The sequence below is a fragment of the Serratia sp. CY52157 genome (genome assembly GCF_052168495.1).
Lineage (GTDB): Bacteria > Pseudomonadota > Gammaproteobacteria > Enterobacterales > Enterobacteriaceae > Serratia > Serratia ureilytica.
This window is the reverse complement of the sequence record NZ_JBJNMO010000001.1, coordinates 427147-449323: the sequence shown is the minus strand read 5'-3', so window position 1 is coordinate 449323 and position 22177 is coordinate 427147. Positions and strand designations below refer to the sequence as shown.

The 22177-nt window shown below is 61.3% G+C and carries 20 protein-coding genes; 15 read left to right on the top strand and 5 right to left on the bottom strand.

Annotated features, from left to right (window positions below; genetic code table 11):
• Window positions 1–6: 6 nt before the first annotated feature.
• On the top strand, window positions 7–1401 hold the full coding sequence (locus ACJ8IP_RS02255) for an MFS transporter (protein WP_033642854.1): 1395 nt from the start codon (window positions 7–9) through the stop codon (window positions 1399–1401).
• A 104-nt stretch (window positions 1402–1505) separates the two neighbouring features.
• On the opposite strand, the gene ACJ8IP_RS02250 is transcribed toward ACJ8IP_RS02255, so the two are convergent.
• Both ACJ8IP_RS02250 and htpX read right to left on the bottom strand, forming a co-directional pair.
• Window positions 1506–2213: a hypothetical protein gene (locus ACJ8IP_RS02250; protein ID WP_164106050.1), complete on the bottom strand. Its 708-nt coding sequence runs from the start codon at window positions 2211–2213 to the stop codon at window positions 1506–1508.
• A 338-nt stretch (window positions 2214–2551) separates the two neighbouring features.
• The gene (gene htpX / locus ACJ8IP_RS02245; protein ID WP_033652481.1) at window positions 2552–3430 is read right to left on the bottom strand and encodes a protease HtpX; all 879 of its coding nucleotides are present in this window, start codon (window positions 3428–3430) and stop codon (window positions 2552–2554) included.
• 368 nt (window positions 3431–3798) lie between these two features.
• Between htpX and ACJ8IP_RS02240 the strand changes: the two genes are divergently transcribed.
• Genes ACJ8IP_RS02240 through ACJ8IP_RS02215 form a run of 6 tightly spaced genes read left to right on the top strand, consistent with a single transcriptional unit; the run spans window position 3799 to window position 9642 of the window.
• Window positions 3799–4890, top strand: coding sequence for an ABC transporter substrate-binding protein (locus ACJ8IP_RS02240; protein ID WP_042784331.1), 1092 nt, complete (start codon window positions 3799–3801; stop codon window positions 4888–4890).
• A 2-nt stretch (window positions 4891–4892) separates the two neighbouring features.
• Window positions 4893–5933: a FecCD family ABC transporter permease gene (locus ACJ8IP_RS02235; protein WP_033652483.1), complete on the top strand. Its 1041-nt coding sequence runs from the start codon at window positions 4893–4895 to the stop codon at window positions 5931–5933.
• A complete protein-coding gene (locus tag ACJ8IP_RS02230; protein WP_047026224.1) occupies window positions 5930–6715 on the top strand; it encodes an ABC transporter ATP-binding protein in 786 nt (261 codons plus the stop codon). Before ACJ8IP_RS02235 ends, ACJ8IP_RS02230 begins: the two co-directional genes overlap by 4 nt.
• The gene (locus ACJ8IP_RS02225; protein ID WP_072627726.1) at window positions 6703–7500 is read left to right on the top strand and encodes a nicotianamine synthase family protein; all 798 of its coding nucleotides are present in this window, start codon (window positions 6703–6705) and stop codon (window positions 7498–7500) included. The genes ACJ8IP_RS02230 and ACJ8IP_RS02225 overlap by 13 nt, the downstream gene beginning before the upstream one ends.
• Window positions 7493–8800 (top strand): opine metallophore biosynthesis dehydrogenase, encoded by a 1308-nt coding sequence (locus tag ACJ8IP_RS02220; protein WP_208060531.1) that lies wholly within the window; start codon window positions 7493–7495, stop codon window positions 8798–8800. The genes ACJ8IP_RS02225 and ACJ8IP_RS02220 overlap by 8 nt, the downstream gene beginning before the upstream one ends.
• On the top strand, window positions 8797–9642 hold the full coding sequence (locus ACJ8IP_RS02215) for a DMT family transporter (RefSeq protein ID WP_033642846.1): 846 nt from the start codon (window positions 8797–8799) through the stop codon (window positions 9640–9642). The genes ACJ8IP_RS02220 and ACJ8IP_RS02215 overlap by 4 nt, the downstream gene beginning before the upstream one ends.
• A gap of 67 nt (window positions 9643–9709) precedes the next feature.
• Here ACJ8IP_RS02215 and prc read toward each other — a convergent pair whose 3' ends face one another.
• The 3 genes from prc to ACJ8IP_RS02200 form a co-directional block, all read right to left on the bottom strand.
• Complete coding sequence (gene prc, locus ACJ8IP_RS02210; RefSeq protein WP_042784328.1) at window positions 9710–11758, bottom strand: carboxy terminal-processing peptidase; 2049 nt, start codon at window positions 11756–11758, stop codon at window positions 9710–9712.
• Window positions 11759–11777: 19 nt separating this feature from the next.
• Window positions 11778–12488 (bottom strand): RNA chaperone ProQ, encoded by a 711-nt coding sequence (gene proQ / locus ACJ8IP_RS02205; protein ID WP_164106052.1) that lies wholly within the window; start codon window positions 12486–12488, stop codon window positions 11778–11780.
• 96 nt (window positions 12489–12584) lie between these two features.
• Complete coding sequence (locus ACJ8IP_RS02200) at window positions 12585–13082, bottom strand: GAF domain-containing protein (protein WP_033642843.1); 498 nt, start codon at window positions 13080–13082, stop codon at window positions 12585–12587.
• A gap of 255 nt (window positions 13083–13337) precedes the next feature.
• Between ACJ8IP_RS02200 and yebS the strand changes: the two genes are divergently transcribed.
• The 8 genes from yebS to ACJ8IP_RS02160 all read left to right on the top strand — a co-directional run bounded on the left by yebS (window position 13338) and on the right by ACJ8IP_RS02160 (window position 22169).
• Window positions 13338–14585, top strand: a complete 1248-nt coding sequence (yebS, locus tag ACJ8IP_RS02195; protein ID WP_033644263.1) for a membrane integrity lipid transport subunit YebS — start codon at window positions 13338–13340, stop codon at window positions 14583–14585.
• Window positions 14554–17184, top strand: coding sequence for an MlaD family protein (locus tag ACJ8IP_RS02190; RefSeq protein WP_442524290.1), 2631 nt, complete (start codon window positions 14554–14556; stop codon window positions 17182–17184). Before yebS ends, ACJ8IP_RS02190 begins: the two co-directional genes overlap by 32 nt.
• A 102-nt stretch (window positions 17185–17286) precedes the next feature.
• Window positions 17287–18723, top strand: a complete 1437-nt coding sequence (gene rsmF / locus ACJ8IP_RS02185; RefSeq protein ID WP_060660801.1) for a 16S rRNA (cytosine(1407)-C(5))-methyltransferase RsmF — start codon at window positions 17287–17289, stop codon at window positions 18721–18723.
• Between the two features lie 265 nt (window positions 18724–18988).
• A complete protein-coding gene (locus tag ACJ8IP_RS02180; protein ID WP_033642841.1) occupies window positions 18989–19525 on the top strand; it encodes a Csu type fimbrial protein in 537 nt (178 codons plus the stop codon).
• 277 nt (window positions 19526–19802) lie between these two features.
• The gene (locus ACJ8IP_RS02175; RefSeq protein ID WP_046686938.1) at window positions 19803–20339 is read left to right on the top strand and encodes a Csu type fimbrial protein; all 537 of its coding nucleotides are present in this window, start codon (window positions 19803–19805) and stop codon (window positions 20337–20339) included.
• A gap of 2 nt (window positions 20340–20341) precedes the next feature.
• Window positions 20342–20845: a Csu type fimbrial protein gene (locus tag ACJ8IP_RS02170; protein WP_033642839.1), complete on the top strand. Its 504-nt coding sequence runs from the start codon at window positions 20342–20344 to the stop codon at window positions 20843–20845.
• The gene (locus ACJ8IP_RS02165) at window positions 20839–21381 is read left to right on the top strand and encodes a Csu type fimbrial protein (protein WP_149542652.1); all 543 of its coding nucleotides are present in this window, start codon (window positions 20839–20841) and stop codon (window positions 21379–21381) included. The genes ACJ8IP_RS02170 and ACJ8IP_RS02165 overlap by 7 nt, the downstream gene beginning before the upstream one ends.
• A gap of 20 nt (window positions 21382–21401) precedes the next feature.
• A complete protein-coding gene (locus ACJ8IP_RS02160; RefSeq protein WP_046686936.1) occupies window positions 21402–22169 on the top strand; it encodes a fimbrial biogenesis chaperone in 768 nt (255 codons plus the stop codon).
• The last annotated feature ends 8 nt before the right edge of the window (window positions 22170–22177 follow it).

The window sequence follows — 22177 nt, the reverse complement described above, 5'->3', positions numbered from 1 at the left end:
ACCTGCATGCGTCCTTGTTCCGACGGCCTCCCCGTCCCGCAACGCTATGGGGCGATCCTCGCCATCGCCCTCGGCATTACCGTATCCGTGCTCGACGGCGCGATAGCCAACGTGGCGCTGCCCACCATCGCGCGCGATCTCAACGCCAGTCCGGCCAGTTCCATCTGGGTGGTTAACGCCTATCAACTGGCGATCACCGTCTCTTTGCTGTCGCTGGCGTCGCTCGGCGATCTGGTCGGCTATCGCCGCATCTATCAGGCTGGATTGCTGGTGTTCAGCATCACCTCACTGTTCTGCGCCCTGTCCGACTCGCTGCTCACCCTGACCATCGCCCGCGTGCTGCAGGGCTTTGGCGCCGCCGCCATCATGAGCGTCAACACCGCGCTGATCCGCATCATCTACCCGCAGCGTTTTCTCGGCCGCGGCATGGGCATCAACTCGCTGATCGTCGCCTGCTCCTCGGCGGCCGGGCCGACGGTGGCGGCCGCTATCCTGTCGGTCGCGTCCTGGCAATGGCTGTTCGCCATCAACCTGCCGATCGGCATCGTCGCGCTGCTGCTGGGGATGAAATTCCTGCCGGCCAACGGCCAAAAAAGCGATAACCGCCGTTTCGATCCCACCAGCGCCGTGCTGAATGCGCTGACCTTCGGCCTGCTGATCACCGCCATCAGCGGCTTCGCCCAGGGCCAGAGCCTGACGCTGATCTTCAGCGAGATCGCCGCGCTGCTGGCGATTGGCGCGCTGTTCGTGCGCCGCCAGCTGCGCCAGGAATTTCCGTTGCTGCCGGTCGATCTGCTGCGCATTCCGATCTTCGCCCTGTCGATGGGCACCTCAATCTGCTCGTTTGCCGCGCAAATGCTGGCGATGGTGTCGCTGCCGTTCTTCTTGCAAAGCGCATTGGGCCGCGACGAGGTGGCGACCGGGCTGCTGCTGACGCCGTGGCCGCTGGCGATCGTGGTGATGGCCCCGATCGCCGGCCGGTTGGTGGAACGCGTGCATGCCGGCCTGCTGGGCTGCATCGGGCTGGCGGTGTTCGCGCTCGGGCTGTTCTCGCTGGCGCTGCTGCCCGCGGCGCCGTCGAATATGGACATCATCTGGCGCATGGTGCTGTGCGGCGCCGGTTTCGGCCTGTTCCAGTCGCCCAACAACCACACCATCATCTCCGCCGCGCCGCGCAACCGCAGCGGCGGCGCCAGCGGCATGCTGGGCACTGCCCGTCTGCTGGGACAAACCTCGGGAGCCGCGCTGGTGGCGCTGATGTTCAACCTGTTCCCAGCCTCCGGCACCCACGCTTCACTGATCCTGGCTGGGGTGTTCGCCACCCTGGCGGCGGCCGTCAGCAGCCTGCGCATCACTCAACCGACGACGCAAACGGCGCAGCCCAGCCGCGAGGTGAAATAGCGCACATAAAAGAGCCGAGCCCTCATCGATTGTAAAACCGACGGGGCCAGCACTGGCGGCCGGGCCGCGTCGGGTGCGGTACCGGGAGCATGGCAGGCCAGGCGTCAGTCGCCGCACCTCAACGGGCTGCGGCCTTGTCGTAAACAGGCTAAATAGGCGTCGTCATCCGGATACCAGCCAACAAGGCGTTGGCCGTCGTTATCCATCCCCTCGAAGGCCTTGAGCAGGCCGGGGGCGAACATGCGCTTTATCAGATCTTCGGACTGCGCGCTGTCGATGCGGCAGTCGCAGCGCGTTTCTCCGTCAACCTGAACGAAGTTCTGCAACGAAGCGAGACATCGCGCGTCGAGATCGCCATGAACATGGATAAACTCCCCCGTTTCTACCAGGGTGAGCGCGGTCAGGTCTCCCCCCACCACGAACGCGCCGTCGTTTCCTGAGCTGCAATAGGCATGGCGTATGCGGACATCGTCACGCACGACCAGCCCGCCCCAGCAAATCAGCGTATCCGCCTGCAGCCGCCCCAGCACGACAATGCCGCCGTCCTCTCGCTGCGGTGACACCGCCAGGCATCCCTCCACGATCACATCGCCGTCCACGATCAGGTAATCGTAATCGTGGCCGTCGTGCTCGTCGGGGAAAAACGCCGGCTGGCGCAGATCGCCTGAATGCCAGCGAATAGCCGGCGGCTCATCATCGTCATCATGCCGGTTCAACAATTCCGCAACCGCATCGGCGACACCGCCAGCCAATGCGGCCAGGCGCGCCGACACCTCATCACCGTTGAGTAAGGGAAGGTGGTTGATTTTCATAGGGCCTCAGGGACAAATGTCATTGTGCCAAAGCATATAACATGCGCTTACAAAGCCAAACAGGCGGTCGTGACCGGGCCCGATGCGGCTTGCCCTCTCACCGGGTGATCTGGCACCGCGCCTGCCCAGGCTGAGAGGCCGAAAGACGCGGTTTGCAGGTGGGCTTCAGGGACTTCGGGCGCTGCTGCACGGCATTAACGCCCGCAAACTTCGGTGAAGCGCTCACCCCATTCATTGCCGAATTTCATTGTTGAATCCGTCGCCGCCGCTGAAATAGCGGTTCAGGCATGCCATAAAAAAACCCCGGCAAGCCGGGGTTTTTCATTTCATTCAGCCGATTACTTCAGGTACTGACCGGTGCGCAGCGCTTCGATGCGCTTGTCGAGCGGCGGGTGCGACATGAACAGCTCGCTGAACGACTTGGATTTGCCGTTGATGCAGAACGCCATCATGCTGCCCGCTTCCTGCGGTTCATAGCTGGTTTTCAGACGCTGCAAGGCGGCGATCATCTTCTCGCGGCCCACCAGTTTGGCGGAACCGGCGTCGGCATAGAATTCGCGGTGACGCGAGAACCACATGGTGATGATGCTCGCCAGGATGCCGAACACCAGTTCCAGCACCATCGACACGGCGAAGTAAATCATCGGGTTGCCGTTGCCTTCCCCTTCACCGTCGCGGTTGCCCAGGAAGCCGGCGGCAACCTGTGCGATCAGGCGCGAAATGAAGATGACGAAGGTGTTCACGATCCCCTGGATCAGGGTCATGGTCACCATATCGCCGTTGGCGACGTGGCTGATTTCGTGCGCGATAACCGCTTCCGCTTCGTCGCGGCTCATGCTCTGCAGCAGGCCGGTGCTGACGGCGACCAGCGAAGCGTCGCGCCGTGCGCCGGTGGCGAAGGCGTTGATGTCCGGCGCGTGGTAGATAGCGACCTGCGGCATGGCGATGCCCGCCTGCTGCGATTGACGGCGCACCGTTTCCAGCAGCCAGTTTTCGGTTTCGTTACGCGGCTGTTCAATCACTTCCCCGCCCACGGAGCGCAGCGCCATCCATTTGGACATCAGCAACGACACGAAAGCGCCGCCGAAGCCGAACAGACCGGCCATGATCATCAGGCCCTGAACGCTACTGGATTGGATTCCTGTCAGGCTGAGCACCAGCCCGAAAACCAACATCACCGCCAGGTTGGTGAGCAGGAACAGAGCTATACGCATCATAAAATGTTTACTTCCTCATAAATGTTAACAAAACACTGTCCAGATACCCTGGATCGTATGGGCATTCGTCACAGTTTCAAGAGTTGCGCGCCATTAACCTACTAAAAATACGAAACTTTACAAAAACGACGCGCGACCGGGATTTGGCAAATTGTAAACGATTGTTGCGCAAGGCGGAGGGATTTTGCAGAAAAATTTCTTTGCCCGCACGCCATGACAACGAGAACCGTTATCCTCACGCTTTATAGGCCAATATCCGCTCAGCGCGTTTCATCATGCCCCGCCTGATTCAGCGGCGACGAAAGTTTGAATCTCGCGATTAATTGTTACATTATAACATCACAATTAATCGTAAAGGGATGTCAATCATGTTATCGCGTATCGTCTGGATGCTGGCGACGTGGCTGCTTTTCTGCCAGGTCGCGCACGCTGAAATTCACCTCACCGACGTTGAAGGACGCCAGGTTACCCTGGCCGCCCCCGCACAGCGCGCCTATATCGGCTTTTACTACGAAGACTTTCTGGCGGTGAACGGCCCGGAGAGTTATCAACAGGTCGTCGCCTTCTCCAAAAGCGACTGGGCGTTGCGCGCCAGCCAATGGACGCGCTATCAGGCGGCGCTGCCACGGCTCGCTCAGCTGGTCGATGTCGGTTCGCTCTATAACCAGAGCTTCGATTTTGAACGCCTGCTGACCACGCGGCCAGACCTGCTGATCCTGGCGAAGTGGCAGCTCGACGGCTTCGCCAACTACCTGCCGGTGCTGCAACAGCTCAACATTCCTTACATCGTCGTCGACTTCAATCAGGGCGTTGAAGTCAAGCTCGCCAGCATCCGGTTAATGGGCCAGGCGATGGGCCACGCCGAGCGAGCGGAACGGCTGGCCGACGAATATCGCCAAAGTCTCGAGGATACCCGGCGGCGCATCCGCCAGGCGCAGCTGCCGCCGCCGGTCACCTACATTGAGCTGGGGGACAAGGGCCCCGGCGAGTACGGCAGCAGCTATGGCGCATCGATCTGGGGGCCGCTGCTGCAGCTGGCCGGCGCCGACAATATCGCCGCCGGCGTCGTCGGCAGCCCTTCCCCCTTGCGCGCCGACTATGTCCTGACCCAACGGCCCGAGGTGATTTTTCTCGCCGGTGGCGACTGGGAAAACATGCCGAACGCCGTGCCGATGGGCTACGGCACGCAGGCAGCCCCCCTACAGACGCGCCTGACGCAATACGCCCGGCGGGCGGGATGGCCGCAACTGCCGGCGGTAAAAAATCAGCGTCTTTATGCGCTTTACCATGGCGGCGCGCGCACGATTTACGATTTTATCTTTGTCCAGTATCTGGCAAAAGCGCTCTATCCCGCCGCGTTTACCGATGTTGATCCCGCGCGCAATCTGGCGCAGTTCTACCATCAATATTTGCCGATAGAGGCGGACGGCGTCTTCTTGCAACGCTGGCAAGGAGAATAACCGTGGCCCACACAGGACGTGCGTTTTTGCGACGGCGCAGGCTGCGCCGCGGGCTATTGACGCTGGCGCTGCTCGGCGCGCTGCTGGCGGCGACCGCCATCGATCTCACCGTCGGCGCCGCGCAACTTGGCCTCACGGATATCGTGCGGATGCTTTGGCCCGGCTCTGCGCCTGGCAACGCACTGCATCAGGCGGTTTTCTGGTCGATTCGCTTGCCGATGACGCTCACCGCCTTGGTGGTCGGCGCCAGCCTGGCGCTGGCGGGCCTGCTGATGCAGACCGTGCTGGCCAATCCCCTCGCCAGCCCCTATACGCTGGGGATCTCTGCCGCGGCGGGGTTCGGCGCGGCGCTGGCGATCCTCACCGGCTTCAGCCTGGGCGGCGCGTTGGCGCTGGGCACGCCGCTGCTGGCTTCGCTGATGGCGCTGTTGGCTTGCGTGCCTGTCTATCTGCTGGGACAACGCCGCGGCATGACGCCGCAAATATTAGTGTTGAGCGGCATCGTGGTGCTGTTTTTCTTTCAGTCGCTGCAATCGCTGCTGCTGTTTCTGGCCTCGCCGGAAGCCATGCAGCAAATTGTCTTTTGGCTGTTCGGCAGCCTGCTCAAAGCCAATATGCACGGCGTGGCGATCACCGGCGTCGTGTTGCTGTGCGCGCTGTTCGTCAGTCTGCGGCTCGCCTGGCGGCTGACGGCGCTGTCCGCCGGCGAAGAGCAGGCCCAGGGGCTGGGCATCAATGTCAGCGCCTTGCGCAAGCTGGCCTTTCTGCTGGCGACCTTGCTGACGGCCGCCTCGGTCTCGTTTGTCGGCACCATCGGGTTCGTCGGGCTGATCGCCCCGCATTTCGCCCGCTTTCTGGTGGGTGAGGATCAGCGCTACCTGATCTGCATTTCCGCCCTCTGCGGCAGCCTGCTGCTGCTGTGCGCCTCGATCGTCGCCAAGCTGGTGATGCCGAACGGCGTGGTGCCCATCGGCATCGTTATCGCACTGATCGGCGTGCCGGTGCTGTTTTACTTCGTCACTCGACAGGTTAAACGCCCATGACTCAACTGACCCTCACCCGCGTCGGCGTCTCGCTGCATCGCCGCTCGCTATTGGCAGACGTTTCATTGAGCTGGCCGGAGGCGCAGCTCGGCGGCATCATCGGCCCCAACGGCGCCGGCAAATCGACGCTGCTGAAAGCGATTAACCGCATGGTGCCGTGCAGCGGCGAGATCGCTTACCGCGAGCGCCCTCTCGATCCGAAAACCAGCCGTATCGCCTATGTGCCGCAGCTTAATCGCTGCGATTCGGCATTGACCGCTTTTGACATGGTGCTGCTGGGCAAGGTACGCCAGTTGAGCTGGCGCATCAGCGCCGCCCAGACCGATGCGGTCGAGCAGGCGCTTACGGAATGCGGCATTTCCGCGCTCGCCGATCGCCCCTTCAACCGTCTCAGCGGCGGCCAGCGACAGTTGGTGATGCTGGCTCAGGCCTTCGTCTCTCAGCCGCAGATCATTTTGCTCGACGAACCCACCAGCGCGCTGGATATCCACCACCAGCTGCGCGTGCTCAATCAGATCGCCGACTACGGCCGGCGCCACCGCTGCATCACGCTGCTGGTGATCCACGATCTGGGATTGGCGCTGCGCTATTGCCACTCACTCACGCTGCTCGCGCACGGACGCGTCGTTTGCCACGGCGATACCCATCAGATGATGGGACATCCGATGGTGTCTCGCGTATTTGGCGTCGGCATCGAAAACGGCGTCAGCCCGCAGGGCTACCCCTATCTGCTGCCGACACAGCTGTTACACGCACACGGAGAATCCCCATGTACACTCTGACCAAGGCGGACATGCTGGCGCAACTCGCCGGCTTGCAACAGGAAATTCACCAGCTTCACCGTTCCGCCCGGCAAGATCGGCGCCATTTTTCCCTGCTGGAACGTCGTTTCAGCCGCCTGCAGGCCTTTAACGACGAACCGCAGCTGCAGGCCTATCGTCAAAAGCTGGAAAACGACCGTTTGATAACGGCGCAGATCACCCAACTGCGGGCGACGGCCAACGCCGCGTTGTGCGACTACGAAAAGCATCGCGTCTCGGCGCTGTGCCGGGAACCGGCGCAAACCAACGCCTACCTGAACAGTTTCGACCGCGCGCTGCAGCTGGAGATCGCGGCCGCCGACATTAAACCCGGCGAACGGGTGCTGCTGGTGGGCAGCGGCGCATTGCCCACCACGGCGCTGGCGCTGGTCGCCAGGCTCTCCGCCACCGTCATTTGCTACGATTGCGATCCGGCGGCCCAGCGTTTTGCCCGCCGGCTCACGCGCCACCTGGGGCTGGTGCAGCAGATGCCCTGCATCGACAATCTGAACGGCCTGACGCGCAACGATATCGATCACATCATCATCGCCTCCCTGGTGGCGGACAAGCAGGGTTTGCTGAAGGCGCTGCGGCCTTTGCTGCCCCAGTGCGGCAAATTGCTGGTGCGCTATGGCAATGGCCTCAAGTCGATCTTCAACTGCCCTTACCACCACCAGGCCGCCGGCTCGCCCTGGCGCGTCAGCGGTAAACCGCTCACCACCCCACTGTACGATCTGTTGATTTTGGAGCCTCACCGCCATGAATAATGCCTTTCCCACCCTGATCCTCGGCGCCGGCCCGGCGGCGATCCAACTGGCTGCGGACATCAAGACCGCGGGCAATGCGCGCATCGGCCTGTACAACCGCACCAGCGAAAAAGGGCGCCGCCTGAAGCAACATCTGGCGCACACACCCAGCCTGTGGCTGACGGGCGCCGGTAAGGCGCAGCGCACCCAAGACGATGCGCAGGTGACGATTGACCGCTATTGCGATGATCTGGCGCTCGTCGGCGGCGACTGGCGCAGACTGATCCTTGCCGTCCCCGCCGATCAATACCATGACGTGCTGCGACAGGTGCCATGGGCGGCGTTGCCCCAACTGCGCTCACTGATCCTGCTCTCTCCCTCCATCGGCTCCGGCTTGATGGCGCAAAGCCTGCTGCAGGAGGCCGGGCAATCCCACGTCGAGGTTATCAGCCTGTCGAGCTACTACGCCGACACCAAATACCAGAACGCCGAACAGCCTTACCGCGCCTACACCAAGGCGTTCAAGCAGCGGATTTATCTAGCCGGCGCAGGCGCAAGGTCAGACTGCGCCGAACTCGACTGGCTTTGCTCGCTGCTGGCGCGTCACGGCATTGACGCCCAACGCTGCAACAGCCTGCTCGCCGCCGAGCGCTTCAGCATCACCAATTATGTTCATCCTCCGCTGGCGCTGGCCGAAACCACGCTGCAGGCGATATTCCAGCCGCAGGCGCCGATCCAGTACCTGTATAAAACCCACCCCGAGGGCCCCATCTGTCCCGAGGCGATCGCCGACATGCTGGCGCTCTCGCAGGATTACCAGCAGTTGCTCAACCGGCTCGGCATCGAGGCCATTAACCTGCTGCGCTTTTTGAATGACGACAACTACCCGGTTCCGCCCCGTATGGTGAGCCGCCGCTGGATTGACCAATTCCCGCAGCTCGCGCCGACGGAGCAATGCTATGCGCTGTTTACGCGTTATACCGCGCTGCTGGTCGACCCCTATTCCGAGCCGGATGCGCAGGGCCGCTACTATGATTTTTCCGCCGTCAGGGTCGCCCGCGTCTTCCAGGATGTCCAGGGGCGCTGGCGCCTGCCGCGCGTGCCGCAAGAGGACGTGCGCAAACTGCGCGTCCTGGTCTTGCTGGCGCAGCGGCTTGACGTCGAGATGCCCGCCGCCCAGCGTCTGTTGGCCCGCTTTCAGCAGGCGCTGCAGCGCTTCGTCACCCGGATCGGCGCCGAGCATTGCCATCGCTCGTTGCTGGACGATACCTGCGACGAGCAGGCGGACATCATTTACCGACAATGGCGGAGGCAAGCATGAATCAGGGTGCGCTACTGGCCATTTTTGCCTCATTGATTTTCAGCGTCATGAACGCGCTGGTTAAAACCATCTCCGATGCTATTCCCACCGGTGAAATCGTGTTCTTTCGCAGCAGCATCGGCTGTGTGCTGGTTCTGCTGCTGATGTACCGCCACCGCATCGCCTTCAGCCGCGTAGACCGGCCGCTGCTGGTGTTGCGCGGCACCATGGGCGGGCTGTATCTCATTTGTTATTTTTACAGCATCGCCCATCTGACGCTGGCCGACGCCAGCATGCTGGCCTATCTGTCGCCGTTTTTCTCCATTTTGCTCTCCTTGCTGGTGCTGCGTGAACGGGTCAGCGCCTGCACCGCGTTTTGGCTGGCGATGGTCATCATCGGCGCCGTGCTGCTGGTGCGGCCGTGGCACTTCTCGGCCTATACCCTGGCGTCGCTGGTCGGCGTGATGAGCGCGGTGTTCGCCTCGATCGCCTATCTGTCGGTCAACAAACTCAGCAAGCGCCACCACAACTACGAGATCGTGTTCTACTTCCTGTTCATCGCAACGCTGATCTCGCTGCCGCTGATGTGGAACGCGTTCGTTTGGCCCAACGCCTATCAGTTCGCCATTCTGCTCGCCATCGCCCTGGTGTCGCTGTTGGGGCAGGTCGTCTTAACCCAGGCCTTCTCTTCCGATAACCTGATCGTGGTCTCGGTGGTGCGCTATATCGGCATCGTGTTCAACATCGCCTGGGGTTGGCTGTTCTGGCATGAGATCCCGCTGCTGCTGTCGCTGTTCGGCTGTCTGCTGGTGGTGGTTTCCTGCATTCAGCTCGGGCTGCGTCACCGCAAGAAACCGGCTTAAGCCGGGCTTGCCGCAACCAAAAAAAAACGCACCCAAGGGTGCGTTTTTCACAGGCAAAGCCGTGGCCTTATTTGGCCGGCGTCGGCTGCTGAGCGGGCTGATCCTTTTCCAGATGAGCCAGGTCCAGCGCGATATGCACGGTTTCATCCAGGTACGGATCCGGCTCCTGGTAATCCTTCGGCAGATCGTCGAGCGATTTCAGCGGCTTCTTGCCCGCACGTTCCAGACGCTCGTTGATGCGTTTCAAACGGGTCGCGTCGTCATCGTGATTCTCTTTCTCGCGTACCGCCAGATTGAGGGACACGATGTTGCGTTTATCCTTCAGCGCCTTGTAATGCGCGATATCCTGCGCGATGTACTGGAACTCCGGATTTTGCGCGATGCGCTGCTGGTGATCTTTCAGCAGCTCCGGCTCGAACGGCGCCATATCGCCGGTCTTGCTGTAGGTCGCCGCATTGATGCTGTCCCACGGCATGGCGTTGTCTTCAAACGCTTCGCCGGTTTCCGCCGGATCGACGCCGGTCGGCATCAGAATGTCCGGCGTCACGCCCTTGCGCTGGGTGCTGCCGCCATTGACGCGGTAGAACTTCTGAATGGTGTACTGCACGGAACCGAGCGCCGGCCACTCAGGGCGCAGCATCTGATCGTAGATACGGTTCAGCGAACGGTACTGCTGCACGGTGCCTTTACCGAAGGTCGGCTCGCCGACAATCAGCGCGCGGCCGTAATCCTGCATCGCCGCCGCGAAAATTTCGGAGGCGGAGGCGCTGAAGCGATCGACCAGCACCACCAGCGGGCCTTTATAGTAGGTCACGCCGTCGGTGTCGGCGTCTTCGCGCACTTTGCCGTTGTTGTCGCGCACCTGCACCACCGGGCCGCTCGGAATGAACAGGCCGGACAGCGACACCGCTTCGGTCAGCGCGCCGCCGCCGTTGGTGCGCAGATCGATGACCACGCTCTTGACGTTCTGCTTGGCCATCTTCTGCAGCTGCACTTTCACGTCATCGGTCAGACCGACATAGAACCCGGGGATGTCGAACACCGCCACCTTCTCTTTGCCGACGGTCTTGATGGTCATTTTCACCGCGCGGTCTTCCAGACGGATGCGCTCGCGGGTCAAGGTGACCACGCGGGTTTTGGTGCCCTTGCCGGCCGGCAGGATCTCAAGACGCACCTTGCTGCCCTTCGGCCCTTTGATCAACGACACTACGTCGTCCAGGCGCCAGCCGATCACGTCCACCATCGGTTTGCCGGCCTGGCCGACGCCGACGATGCGATCGCCCACGGTGATCGCCTTGCTCTTCGCCGCCGGACCGCCCGGCACCATCGAGTTGATCAGGGTGTAGTCGTCATCCATCTGCAGCACCGCGCCGATGCCTTCCAGCGACAGACTCATCTCGGTGTTGAATTGCTCGGTGTTGCGCGGAGACAGATAGTTGGTGTGCGGGTCGATTTCATGCGCAAAGGCATTCATCGCCAGCTGGAAGACGTCTTCGCTGTTGCTTTGCGTCAGCCGCTTGATGGCGAACTGATAGCGCTTGGTCAGCGTGTCGCGGATTTCTTTGTCGGTCTTGCCGGTCAGCTTGAGGTTCAGCTCGTCATACGTGACTTTCGCATCCCACAGGCTATCCAGCTCGGCCTTGTCTTTCGGCCACGGCGCTTTGCTGCGGTCGAGATCGATAGTGCCGTTGCCGGTGAAGTTCATCGGCTTGTCCAGCAACGACAACGCATAGGTATAACGCTCAAAGCGGCGTTTCTGCGCCAGATTGAACAGCGCGTAGAAGGTGTCCAGCTTGCCGGTTTTCAGCTCTTCGCCAACCTGATTGCGTTTGCCGGCGAACTGCGCCACGTCGGAGGCCAGCAACACGTTATGGTTGTAGTCCAGCATGTTCAGGTAGCGATCGAAGATCTTGCCTGAAAATTCCGCATCGAGGGCGAACTGGCGGTAATGAGAGCGAGTGAAGCGCGAGGTGACGCGCTCACTCACCGTAGCGTGCTGGGGTTCCTGTTGCAGTTGGGGCAGTTGGCCGATGCGGATGTTGGCTGTTTCCGCGCCGTAACTGACACCCGCCCACAGCAGCCCTGCAATCGCTGTTAATCTGACGAATTTGTTCATGCCTGGGTTGGCCTCCGTATCAGAACTGCAAGTGTTCTGCGCGCACAATCATCGCCAGACCGGAAGAGAGCTGCACACGTACGCCATCTTTAGCGATTTCGAGTACGGTAGCATTCATCGCGCTCTTGCCTGCTCTGACTTTGATTTCCTGGCCAATTTGCAGTTTAGAGATATCCGTGACTGGCGCATAACGCGGCTGGCTTTCCTCTTTGGCTGCACGAGGTTGGCGAGCGGGCTGTGGGCGAGTTTGTGGGCGCGGCTTGCGGTTTTCCGGCGCGGCTCCGCCTTCGCGACGCGCAGCGGGCTTTTTACCGGCTGGACGCGGACGGCGCGGAGCGGCATCGGCGGATTCGCCGGCGGCTTCACGTTTTTTGGCGTTTTGTTCGGCACGCTGTGCCTGAACGCGCGCTTTGGCTTCTTCAAGCTGCTGGCGAGCATGATCGACATGCTGCTGCTCCAGTTCACCGCACGGATTGCCGTCCAGATCGACGCGCTGCGCGCCAACCTTGACGCCGTACAGGTAACGCCAGCTTGAGGTGTATAGGCGCAGGGCAGAACGCAATTGCGTTTTGCTGAGATTCTCTTCCCCCTGCACGCGCTCTACCAAATCCTGAAAAATACCGATTTTCAGCGGACGAGCTTCGCCTTCGGCGCTAAAGCAGAGCGGAAAACGCTCGGCAAGAAAAGCAATGACTTCTTTACTAGAGTTCAACTTAGGTTGATTTTCCATGAAATTTCCTGATTACAACGGTATTGCCAACAAGCCACAGGCATGAACAGGCGTCATTATAATGACGCCATCGGTAATTGCCACGTTAACCGTCGATCAACTTGCCGCCACAGTCACATATTTCGCACTGTCACACTGTTCCAGTTGCTCACAAAGCCCCGCCACCACTGCTTTCAGGCCCACTTCGTCCTGTTCGTCGAAGCGTTGATAAACCGTGCTATCGATATCCAAAACGCCGATCGCTCGGCCGCCAACCGCCAGCGGCAGCACGATTTCCGCGTTGCTGGCCGCATCGCAGGCGATATGGCCCGGAAACGCATGCACGTCACCGACGCGCTGCACGCGATTTTCCGCCACCGCCGTGCCGCACACGCCCTTGCCCACCGGAATGCGCACACAGGCGATCTTGCCCTGGAACGGCCCCAGCACCAGTTGGTCGCCATCCATCAGATAGAAACCGACCCAGTTCACGTCATCCAGACGCTCGTTGAGCAACGCGCTGGCGTTGGACAGCGCCGCGATAAAGTTGGTTTCCCCGCCGAGCAACGCGCTCAGGTCACGTTTTAATTCCGCGTAGAATTGTTCTTTTGTCATGTGTTAACCATTAAAACAGTGAAGATGGCCAGAAGCCCAAAGCTTAGGCCCTATAAAATAAGCATTAAATGCGTATAGCCACAAGGTTAATCATCTGTTGCTTCACAAAACCCCGTCGCTCGGGGTATGTTTGCCGCTCAGAATCCCGGTTTACCTCGTTTTACCGTCCGGCGCCCGATCGCCGGTGACGCGGCCGGTTTATTTTTCAGCTACGCTGACAGTTCCGGCGGGCTCAAGGGCAGCTACTTGTCAAAAATGAAAATACACGCGATCACCGCCCCCCTTTCCAAAGCGCGCCACCAACGCTGCTGCGAGTGCGACCTGCTGTTCGTGCTGCCGCCGCTCAGCGGCAATCAGGCCGCCTATTGCCCGCGCTGCAACGCCAAGGTGGTGAGCGGCCGCGACTGGTCGATGACGCGCCTGACCGCCATGGCGATCGCCATGCTGCTGCTGATGCCGTTCGCCTTCACCGAGCCGCTGATCAGCATCCGCCTGCTCGGCACGCGCATCGACGCCAGTTTGCTGGAGGGCATCTGGCAGATGAGCCGCCAGGGCGATCCGCTCACCGCCAGCATGGTGGCGTTTTGCACCATCGGCGCCCCGCTGACGCTGGTGCTGTCGCTGCTGTACCTGCGTTTCGGCCATGCGCTCGGCATGAACCTGCGCCCGGTGCTGCTGATGCTGGAGCGACTCAAAGAGTGGGTGATGCTGGACATTTATCTGATCGGCATGGCGGTGGCGGCGATCAAAGTGCAGGATTACGCCGACATCCAGCCCGGCAGCGCGCTGATCGCTTACCTGTCACTCACGGTGCTGAGCATCCTGACGCTGATCCACGTCAACCTGGAGCAGCTGTGGGAGCGCTACTATCCGCAGGAACAGCCGGAAGGCCCGCCGACGGCGCTGCACATTTGTCTGTCCTGCCACTATACCGGCTATCCCGACGCGCGCGGCCGCTGCCCGCGTTGCCATGTGCCGATGTGCCATCGCCAGCCCTACAGCCTGCAGAAAACCTGGGCGGCGCTGATCGCCGCGATGATCCTGCTGATACCGGCCAACCTGCTGCCGATTTCCATCATTTACGCCAACGGCACACGGCTGGAAGACACCATTTTCTCCGGCGTGGTCTCATTGGCCACCTCCGGCAACGTGCCGATCGCCGCCATCGTGTTCATCGCCAGCGTACTGGTGCCCTTCACCAAGGTGATCGTGCTGATCGTGCTGTTGCTGAGCATCCACTTCAAAACCTCGCACAGCCTGAAGACGCGCATCCGTCTGCTGCGCCTGGTCACCTGGATCGGCCGTTGGTCGATGCTCGATCTGTTCGTTATCGCCTTGATGATGTCGCTGGTAAATCGCGATCAACTGTTATCTTTTACTATGGGACCGGCCGCGTTTTACTTTGGCTCGGCGGTCATTTTGACTATTCTTGCCGTTGAATGGCTCGATAGCCGATTGATTTGGGATGCACATGCAACAGGAAACGCCGACTACACCGACTGAAGCGCGGGTCAAGAACAAACGCCGCATTTCACCGTTCTGGTTACTGCCGTTCATCGCCCTGCTGATCGCCGGGTGGCTGGTCTATAACAATTTCCAGGAGCGCGGCACCACCGTCACCATCGATTTCCAATCGGCGGCGGGCATCGTCGCCGGCCGCACGCCGGTGCGCTACCAGGGCGTTGAGGTCGGCACGGTGCAAAAAATCAGCCTGAGCAAAGATCTGCGCAGCATCGTGGTGGAAGCCAGCATCAAAAGCGATCTGGAAGACTCGCTGCGCGAAGGCACCCAGTTCTGGCTGGTGACGCCCAAGGCCTCGCTGGCCGGGGTATCCGGGCTCGATGCGCTGGTCGGCGGCAACTATATCGGCATGATGCCCGGCAGCGGCAAGGAGCAAACCCACTTCACCGCGCTCGATACCCAGCCGAAGTACCGCCTGAACACCGGCGAGCTGATGATTCACCTGCACGCCGACGACCTGGGTTCGCTCAACAGCGGCTCGCTGGTCTATTACCGTAAAATCCCGGTCGGCAAGGTGTATGACTACACCATCAGCGAAGGCAACAAGGGCGTAACCATCGACGTGCTGATCGACCGCCGCTTCGCCAACCTGGTGAAGAGCAACAGCCGCTTCTGGAATGTCTCCGGCTTCAAGGGCGATTTCAGCCTGTCCGGCGCCACGGTGCAGATGGAGAGCCTGGCGGCGCTGGTCAACGGCGCCATCGCCTTCGATTCGCCGGCCGATGGCCAGCAGGCCAAGGGCGATCAGAACTATACCCTTTACCCGGACCTGGCCCACAGCCAGCGCGGCGTCAATATTCTGCTGGATCTGCCGAGCGGCAACAATTTGAGTGAAAACCGCACGCCGCTGATGTACCAGGGGCTGCAGGTCGGCACCCTGACCAAGCTGACGTTGCAACAGGACAGCAAAGTCATCGGTGAACTGACCATCGATCCTTCGGTGGTCGATCTGATGCGCAGCGGCACCCGCATCGTGATGCGCAGCCCGCGCATCAGCCTCAACGACGCCAAGCTCAGCCAACTGCTGACCGGCACCACGCTGGAACTGGTGCCGGGTGAAGGCGAACCGCAGCAGCGCTTCAACGTGCTGGACAGCAGCGAAACGCTGTTGCAACAGCCGGGCGTGTTGACCGTCACGCTGACGGCGCCGCAAAGCTACGGCATCGACGTCGGGCAACCGCTGGTGGTGCACGGCGTGAAAGTCGGCCAAATCCTGAGCCGCACCTTGACCGCCAGCGGCGTGGTGTTCACCGCCGCCATTGATGCGCAATATCGCGGCCTGCTGCACAAAGACAGCAAATTCGTGGTCAACAGCCGCCTCGACGTCAAGCTGGGGATAGACGGCATGGAAGTGCTCGGCGCCAGCGCGCAGGAGTGGGTAGACGGCGGCGTGCGCATTATCCCCGGCAGCAAAGGGGAGCCTGGCAGCCAGTACCCGCTGTACGCCAACAGCGAAAAAGCCGAGGAAGGCATCGTCGGCAACGCCCCTTCCACCACCCTGACCCTCAGCGCCACCAGCCTGCCGGACGTGCAGGCCGGCTCAGTGGTGCTGTATCGTAAATTCCAGGTGGGCGAGATCGTTAACGTTCGGCCGAAGGCCAACGAGTTTGAGGTGGACGTCTACATCAGCCCGGAATACCGTAAGTTGCTGACCCGTGAAAGCATCTTCTGGGCCGAAGGCGGCGCCAAGGTGCAGCTCAACGGCAGCGGCCTGACGGTGCAGGCTTCACCGCTCAACCGCGCGCTGAAAGGCGCCATCAGCTTCGACAACCTGCAGGGCGTGACGCTGAACAAAGGCGCCAACCGCGTACTGTACGCCAGCGAAACCGCCGCCCGCGCGGTGGGCAGCCAAATCACGCTGAAAACCTATGACGCCAGCAAGCTGTCGGCGGGTATGCCGCTGCGCTACCTCGGCATCGACGTCGGACAGGTAGAGTCGCTGCAGCTGGCGCCGGAGCGCAACGAAGTGTTGGCCAAAGCGGTGCTGTATCCGGAATACGTGCAGACCTTCGCGCGCCTCGGCAGCCGCTTCTCGATCGTGTCGCCGGAGATCTCCGCCGCCGGCGTCAGCAATCTCGATACCCTGCTTCAACCTTATATCAACGTGGAGCCGGGGCGCGGCCGCGAGCTGCGCACCTTCGAGCTGCAGCAGGCCAGCATCACCGACTCGCGCTATCTCGATGGCCTGAGCGTCGTGCTCGACGCGGCCGAAACCGGCTCGCTGCAGATCGGCACGCCGGTGCTGTTCCGCGGCGTGGAGGTCGGCACCATCACCGGTTTCTACCTCGGCGCCATGTCCGATCGGGTGCACGTCGCGCTGCGCATCAGCAAGAAGTACCAGCATCTGGTGCGCAACAACAGCGTGTTCTGGCTGGCGTCGGGTTACAACCTGCAGTTCGGCCTGACCGGCGGCGTGATCAAGAGCGGCACCTTCCAGCAGTTCATTCGCGGCGGTATCGCCTTCGCCACCCCGCCGACTATTCCGCTGGCGCCGAAAGCGACGCCGAACAAGCACTTTCTGCTGAATCCGGAAGAGCCGAAGGACTGGAAAACCTGGGGCACCGCCATTCCGCGCGATTAACTTTCGCGTTTTCCTCAGGGCCCGGCAATGCCGGGCCCTGTTTTTTTTCGCTTTGTGATAAACTCTCGCCCTTGTCTTTATTGCACCCTGAGAGTTCGCCCCGTGGCCAAATCCACCGCCGTTTTTCTGCCCCCCGCTTTCCTTGACGCCACCCGCGCCATCATGCCCGCCGAGCTGGCGATGGACGATTTTATCGCCGCCTGTCAACGCCCGCTGCGCCGCAGCCTGCGCGTCAACACGCTGAAAATCAGCGTCACCGACTTCCTGGCGCTGGTGCGGGACTACGACTGGCGATTGGAACCCATTCCCTGGTGCGCGGAAGGTTTCTGGATCGAGCGCGACGATGAAGAGCTGCGATTGGGCAGCGCCGCCGAACATTTGAGCGGCCTGTTCTACATTCAGGAGGCCAGCTCGATGCTGCCGGTCAGCGCGCTGTTCGCCGGCGGCGCAGCGCCCCATCGGGTGCTGGACGTGGCGGCCGCGCCGGGTTCCAAAACCACCCAGATAGCCGCGTTGATGGATAATCAGGGCGGCATCGTCGCCAACGAATACTCCGCCAGCCGGGTGAAAGTGCTGCACGCCAATATCAGCCGCTGCGGCGTGAAGAATACGGCGCTGACCCACTTCGATGGCCGGGTGTTCGGCGCCGCGCTGCCGGAGAGTTTTGACGCCATTCTGCTCGACGCCCCCTGCTCCGGCGAAGGCGTGGTGCGCAAAGATCCGGACGCCATGAGCAACTGGTCGCCGGAAAGCGTCGCCGAGATCGCCGCCACCCAGCGCGAGCTGATCGACAGCGCGTTTCATGCGCTGGCGCCGGGCGGCGTGATGGTTTATTCCACCTGCACCCTCAATGCGCAGGAAAATCAGCAGGTGGTGCGCTGGCTGCTGGACACCTATGGCGACGCGGTCAGCATCGAGCCGCTGGGTGAGCTGTTCCCCGGCGCCGACAAGGCGTTGACCGCCGAGGGCTTTCTGCACGTCTTCCCGCAGATTTACGACAGCGAAGGGTTTTTCGTCGCCCGCCTGCGTAAAAAACACGCCGTGGCGCCGTTGGCGAAGCCGACCTATAAAGTCGGTAAATTCCCGTTCAGCCCGCTGTCCGGCAAAGAGGCGGCGCTGATCGCCCAAGCCGCCGCCGCATCCGGCTTAACCTGGGGCGATGACAGCCGGCTGTGGGAGCGCGACAAGGAAATCTGGCTCTTCCCGGCCGAGCTGGAGCCGCTGTTCGGCAAAGTGCGCTTCTCGCGTATCGGCCTCAAGCTGGCGGAGCGCTTCCCGAAAGGTTTCCGTTGGCAGCACGAAGCGGCGATCGCCCTCGCGGGCGCCGACGGCAAACAGCATTTCGAGCTGGACGCCGCGCTGGCCCAGGAGTGGTATCACGGCCGCGATCTCTACCCTGAGCAGCCGCCGGCGGGTGACGAGTGCATCGTCACCTATCAGGGGCAACCGCTGGGCATCGCCAAACGCATCGGCAGCCGCATCAAGAACAACCTGCCGCGCGAGCTGGTGCGCGACGGCGCGCTGGATTTTCACCTGTAATCACCCTGGCGCCGGGGAGCCGCTTTCCCCGGCGATAAATAAAGATAACAATATTCCCATCGCCATTCGTTATTATTCTAATCATTTCACCATCACGTTATTTCACCCGCGCACGCTTGCCCTGTGCCAATTAAAAAGTTTTGACCTTTGATAAAGACAATTTCACGTTCTTATCCTATTAATTTAAATGTAAGTAAATAAATGCGTGCAACTCAGCTCTGGGTGGCGTTTTTGCGGACTTTCTCTGACATGGCAAGGAATCATGATGAAAAAAACTCTGCTGGTTTTGCTCTCGTTAACACCTCTGCTGTGCATCAGTGGCGCAGCCAACGCAGCGGGCACCATTCAGGGCACGCTGGGCGTGACAATGACCATCGGCGCCGGGTGCGTGGTCACCGGCGGCAACAGTTCCGGCACCACTAACGACTTTGGTTCCATCAGTTTCGGCACCTACTCGTCGCTGGCTAACGTCATCACCGCCAGCGCCACCGGCAGCGGCGGCACCGGCACCTTGGGGCTGAACTGCACCACCGGCACCAACTACACCGTGGCGCTGGACAACGGCCTCAACGCCTCCGGCAGCCAGCGGCGCATGGCCAGCGGCGTGCCCGCCTACATCAGCTATAATCTCTACCAGGACAGCGCCCACGCCGTGCCGTGGAACAGCACTACCGGCGTGCTGACCGGCACCGGCACCGGCTCGGCGGTCCCGCTGATCGTCTACGGTCTGGTGCCCGCCGCGGGCACCACCCCGGCCGCCGGCGTGTACAACGATACCGTCACCATGACCGTGACCTGGTGATGCCTGCCGACACGGGGCGCCACCACGGCGCTCCGTTATTCATCAATATAATAATATTCCTATCCACCCTTTCGTTATCTCAAACACAATTCCCCCTGATGTGTTTACGCTGCACTCAACCTGCGATCTCGCTTAAAAATAAATAAAGTTTTTAATCTTTCGGCAAGACATTCTCCCGTTCTTATTCTATTAATTAATTAATCTGTAAATAGATTAATGCATTTGACTCATTTTTCGGGCTTTTTGGCAGGCTTCTCTACTACGGCAAGGAACCATGATGAAAAAGACTCTGGCGGCATTAACCTCGGCAGCGGCCCTGCTGTGCACCTCTGGCGCCGCCTTTGCGGCAGGCACCATTCAGGGCACGCTGGGCGTCACTTTAACCATCGGCGCCGGCTGCGTCGTTACCGGCGGCAACAGCTCCGGCACCACCAACAACTTCGGCTCCATCAGCTTCGGCACCTACTCGTCGCTGGCTAACGTCATCACCGCCAGCGCCACCGGCAGCGGCGGCACCGGCACCTTGGGGCTGAACTGCACCACCGGCACCAACTACACCGTGGCGCTGGACAACGGCCTCAACGCCTCCGGCAGCCAGCGGCGCATGGCCAGCAGCGTGCCCGCTTACATCAGCTATAACCTCTACCAGGACAGCGCCCACGCCGTGCCGTGGAACAGCACCACCGGTGTGCTGACCGGCACCGGCACCGGCTCGGCGGTCCCGTTGATCGTCTATGGTCTGGTGCCCGCCGCGGGCACCACCCCGGCGGCAGGCGCGTACAGCGATACCGTCACCATGACCGTCACCTGGTAAGCATGACGCGCCTGGCCGTCACCTGCATGCTGCTGTCGTTGGCAGGCGCTTGCCGCGCCGACGTCAGCACTGCGACGGTCGGCGTCAGCGCCACCTTGGTCAAATCCTGTGTCGCAGGCACCACCAGCGGCGGCAACACCACGTTCGGCACCTTTAACTTCGGCACGGTCTATTTCCTCAATACGGCGATAAAAGTGACCGGCCAGGCGAACGCCGGCGCACTGCAGATCAACTGCAACAACGGCACCAGTTACACGGTGCTGCTCAGCGGCGGACAGAGCGGCAATACCGCTTCGCGCTATCTGCAAAGCGCGGCGGGCGCCCGCGTGAACTACAACCTGTATACCAGCGCCAGCTACGCCACCGTCTGGGATAACGTCACCGGCGTGACGCAGACCGCCACCGGTCAAAGCGTCTGGCTGCCGGTGTACGGCATGATCCCGGTGCAGGCGACGCCGGCGACGGGCACTTATACGGACACGGTACAGGTGACGATAAATTGGTGATTAACGGAACGCTGCGCACCCTGCTGCTGACGGCGCTGCTTGGCGCTCCGGCGGCACATGCCGATACCGTCAGCCAGGGCTTCACGGTCAATGCTTCGATCATCAAAGGCTGCGTGCTCGGCAGCGGCGTCACCAACGTTACCTCGTTCGGCAGCATGAGCTTCGGCCAGGTGGCGTCTTTAAGCAGCCCGATAAAAATTGTCTCGAGCGCCGGCGCCGGCTCGATCCTGATCCGCTGCAACCCCGGGCTCAGCGTCACCCTGGGATTGAACGTCGGCAATAACGTGTCCGGCTCCATCGCCGGCGGGCGCAAGCTGTTGAACTCGGTCACCTCGGAAACGCTGATTTACCAGCTCTACCAGGATGCCAACTACGCCGTTTTGTGGGGAGACGGCGGCAACGGCGGCGCCGCCCAAACCGTCTCCTCCACCGGCAGTACGCAGGAAATAAAAATCTACGCCAGTTTAATGGCGAGCAGCACCTTGCCCACCAGCGGCACCTACAACGATACGGTCTTAGTGACGGTGAGTTATTGAGCTTTTAAAAGGATCACATTATGCGTACTACTCTGCTTCGCCTGCCTCTGCTGGCAGGATTGTTGTTAGCCGGCCAGCCGCAGGCCTTCGCCGCCGCCTCCATTCTGATTTGGCCCATCGATCCGGTTATTGAAGACAACCAGCAGGCGACAGCCCTGTGGCTGGAAAACCGCGACAGCAAGCCGGTTTACATGCAAATTCGCGTGCTGGGCTGGCAACAAACCGGCGGTAAGGACGATTACCGCAACCAGAGCGAGGTGCTCGCCAGCCCGCCGGTCGCCACCATTCTCCCCGGCAAACGCCAACTGATTCGCCTGATCAAGCAGACGCCGGCCGCCGCCGGACAAGAGCGGGCTTACCGCATCCTGGTCGATGAAGTGCCGATCAAAGATAAAGATGGCGCAGCGCCCGACAAAGGCGCGCAGATGGGGCTGAAATTCCAGATGCGTTATTCGGTGCCGCTGTTCGTCAGCGGCAAAGGCGTCTGGACCAAGCAAGACTTCGAACACCCGCGCGACTACGCCACCGCCAACCAGCCGAAGCTCAGCTACCGGCTGCTGCAACAAAACAGCCAGCGCTGGCTCGACGTGCGCAATGACGGCATCGTGCATGCTCGTCTGTCGCAGGTCAGCATTCAGGGCAAGCCGCTCAACAACGGGCTGCTGGGCTATGTGCTGCCGGGTTCGCAAATGCGTTTCGCCCTGCCGCCGTCGGGCAGTTTTGCCGCCGGCAAGCTGCAGGCGATGGTCAACGACAATAAACAGCCCGTAACCCTCCCGTCTTACTGAGCCCGAGG

Coding starts and splice junctions, on each gene's coding strand:
- ACJ8IP_RS02255 (WP_033642854.1), top strand. CDS start 7: ATGCGTCCTTGTTCCGACGGCCTCCCCGTCCCGCAACGCTATGGGGCG.
- ACJ8IP_RS02250 (WP_164106050.1), bottom strand. CDS start 2,213: ATGAAAATCAACCACCTTCCCTTACTCAACGGTGATGAGGTGTCGGCG.
- htpX (WP_033652481.1), bottom strand. CDS start 3,430: ATGATGCGTATAGCTCTGTTCCTGCTCACCAACCTGGCGGTGATGTTG.
- ACJ8IP_RS02240 (WP_042784331.1), top strand. CDS start 3,799: ATGTTATCGCGTATCGTCTGGATGCTGGCGACGTGGCTGCTTTTCTGC.
- ACJ8IP_RS02230 (WP_047026224.1), top strand. CDS start 5,930: ATGACTCAACTGACCCTCACCCGCGTCGGCGTCTCGCTGCATCGCCGC.
- ACJ8IP_RS02225 (WP_072627726.1), top strand. CDS start 6,703: ATGTACACTCTGACCAAGGCGGACATGCTGGCGCAACTCGCCGGCTTG.
- ACJ8IP_RS02220 (WP_208060531.1), top strand. CDS start 7,493: ATGAATAATGCCTTTCCCACCCTGATCCTCGGCGCCGGCCCGGCGGCG.
- ACJ8IP_RS02215 (WP_033642846.1), top strand. CDS start 8,797: ATGAATCAGGGTGCGCTACTGGCCATTTTTGCCTCATTGATTTTCAGC.
- prc (WP_042784328.1), bottom strand. CDS start 11,758: ATGAACAAATTCGTCAGATTAACAGCGATTGCAGGGCTGCTGTGGGCG.
- proQ (WP_164106052.1), bottom strand. CDS start 12,488: ATGGAAAATCAACCTAAGTTGAACTCTAGTAAAGAAGTCATTGCTTTT.
- ACJ8IP_RS02200 (WP_033642843.1), bottom strand. CDS start 13,082: ATGACAAAAGAACAATTCTACGCGGAATTAAAACGTGACCTGAGCGCG.
- yebS (WP_033644263.1), top strand. CDS start 13,338: ATGAAAATACACGCGATCACCGCCCCCCTTTCCAAAGCGCGCCACCAA.
- ACJ8IP_RS02190 (WP_442524290.1), top strand. CDS start 14,554: ATGCAACAGGAAACGCCGACTACACCGACTGAAGCGCGGGTCAAGAAC.
- ACJ8IP_RS02180 (WP_033642841.1), top strand. CDS start 18,989: ATGAAAAAAACTCTGCTGGTTTTGCTCTCGTTAACACCTCTGCTGTGC.
- ACJ8IP_RS02175 (WP_046686938.1), top strand. CDS start 19,803: ATGAAAAAGACTCTGGCGGCATTAACCTCGGCAGCGGCCCTGCTGTGC.
- ACJ8IP_RS02170 (WP_033642839.1), top strand. CDS start 20,342: ATGACGCGCCTGGCCGTCACCTGCATGCTGCTGTCGTTGGCAGGCGCT.
- ACJ8IP_RS02160 (WP_046686936.1), top strand. CDS start 21,402: ATGCGTACTACTCTGCTTCGCCTGCCTCTGCTGGCAGGATTGTTGTTA.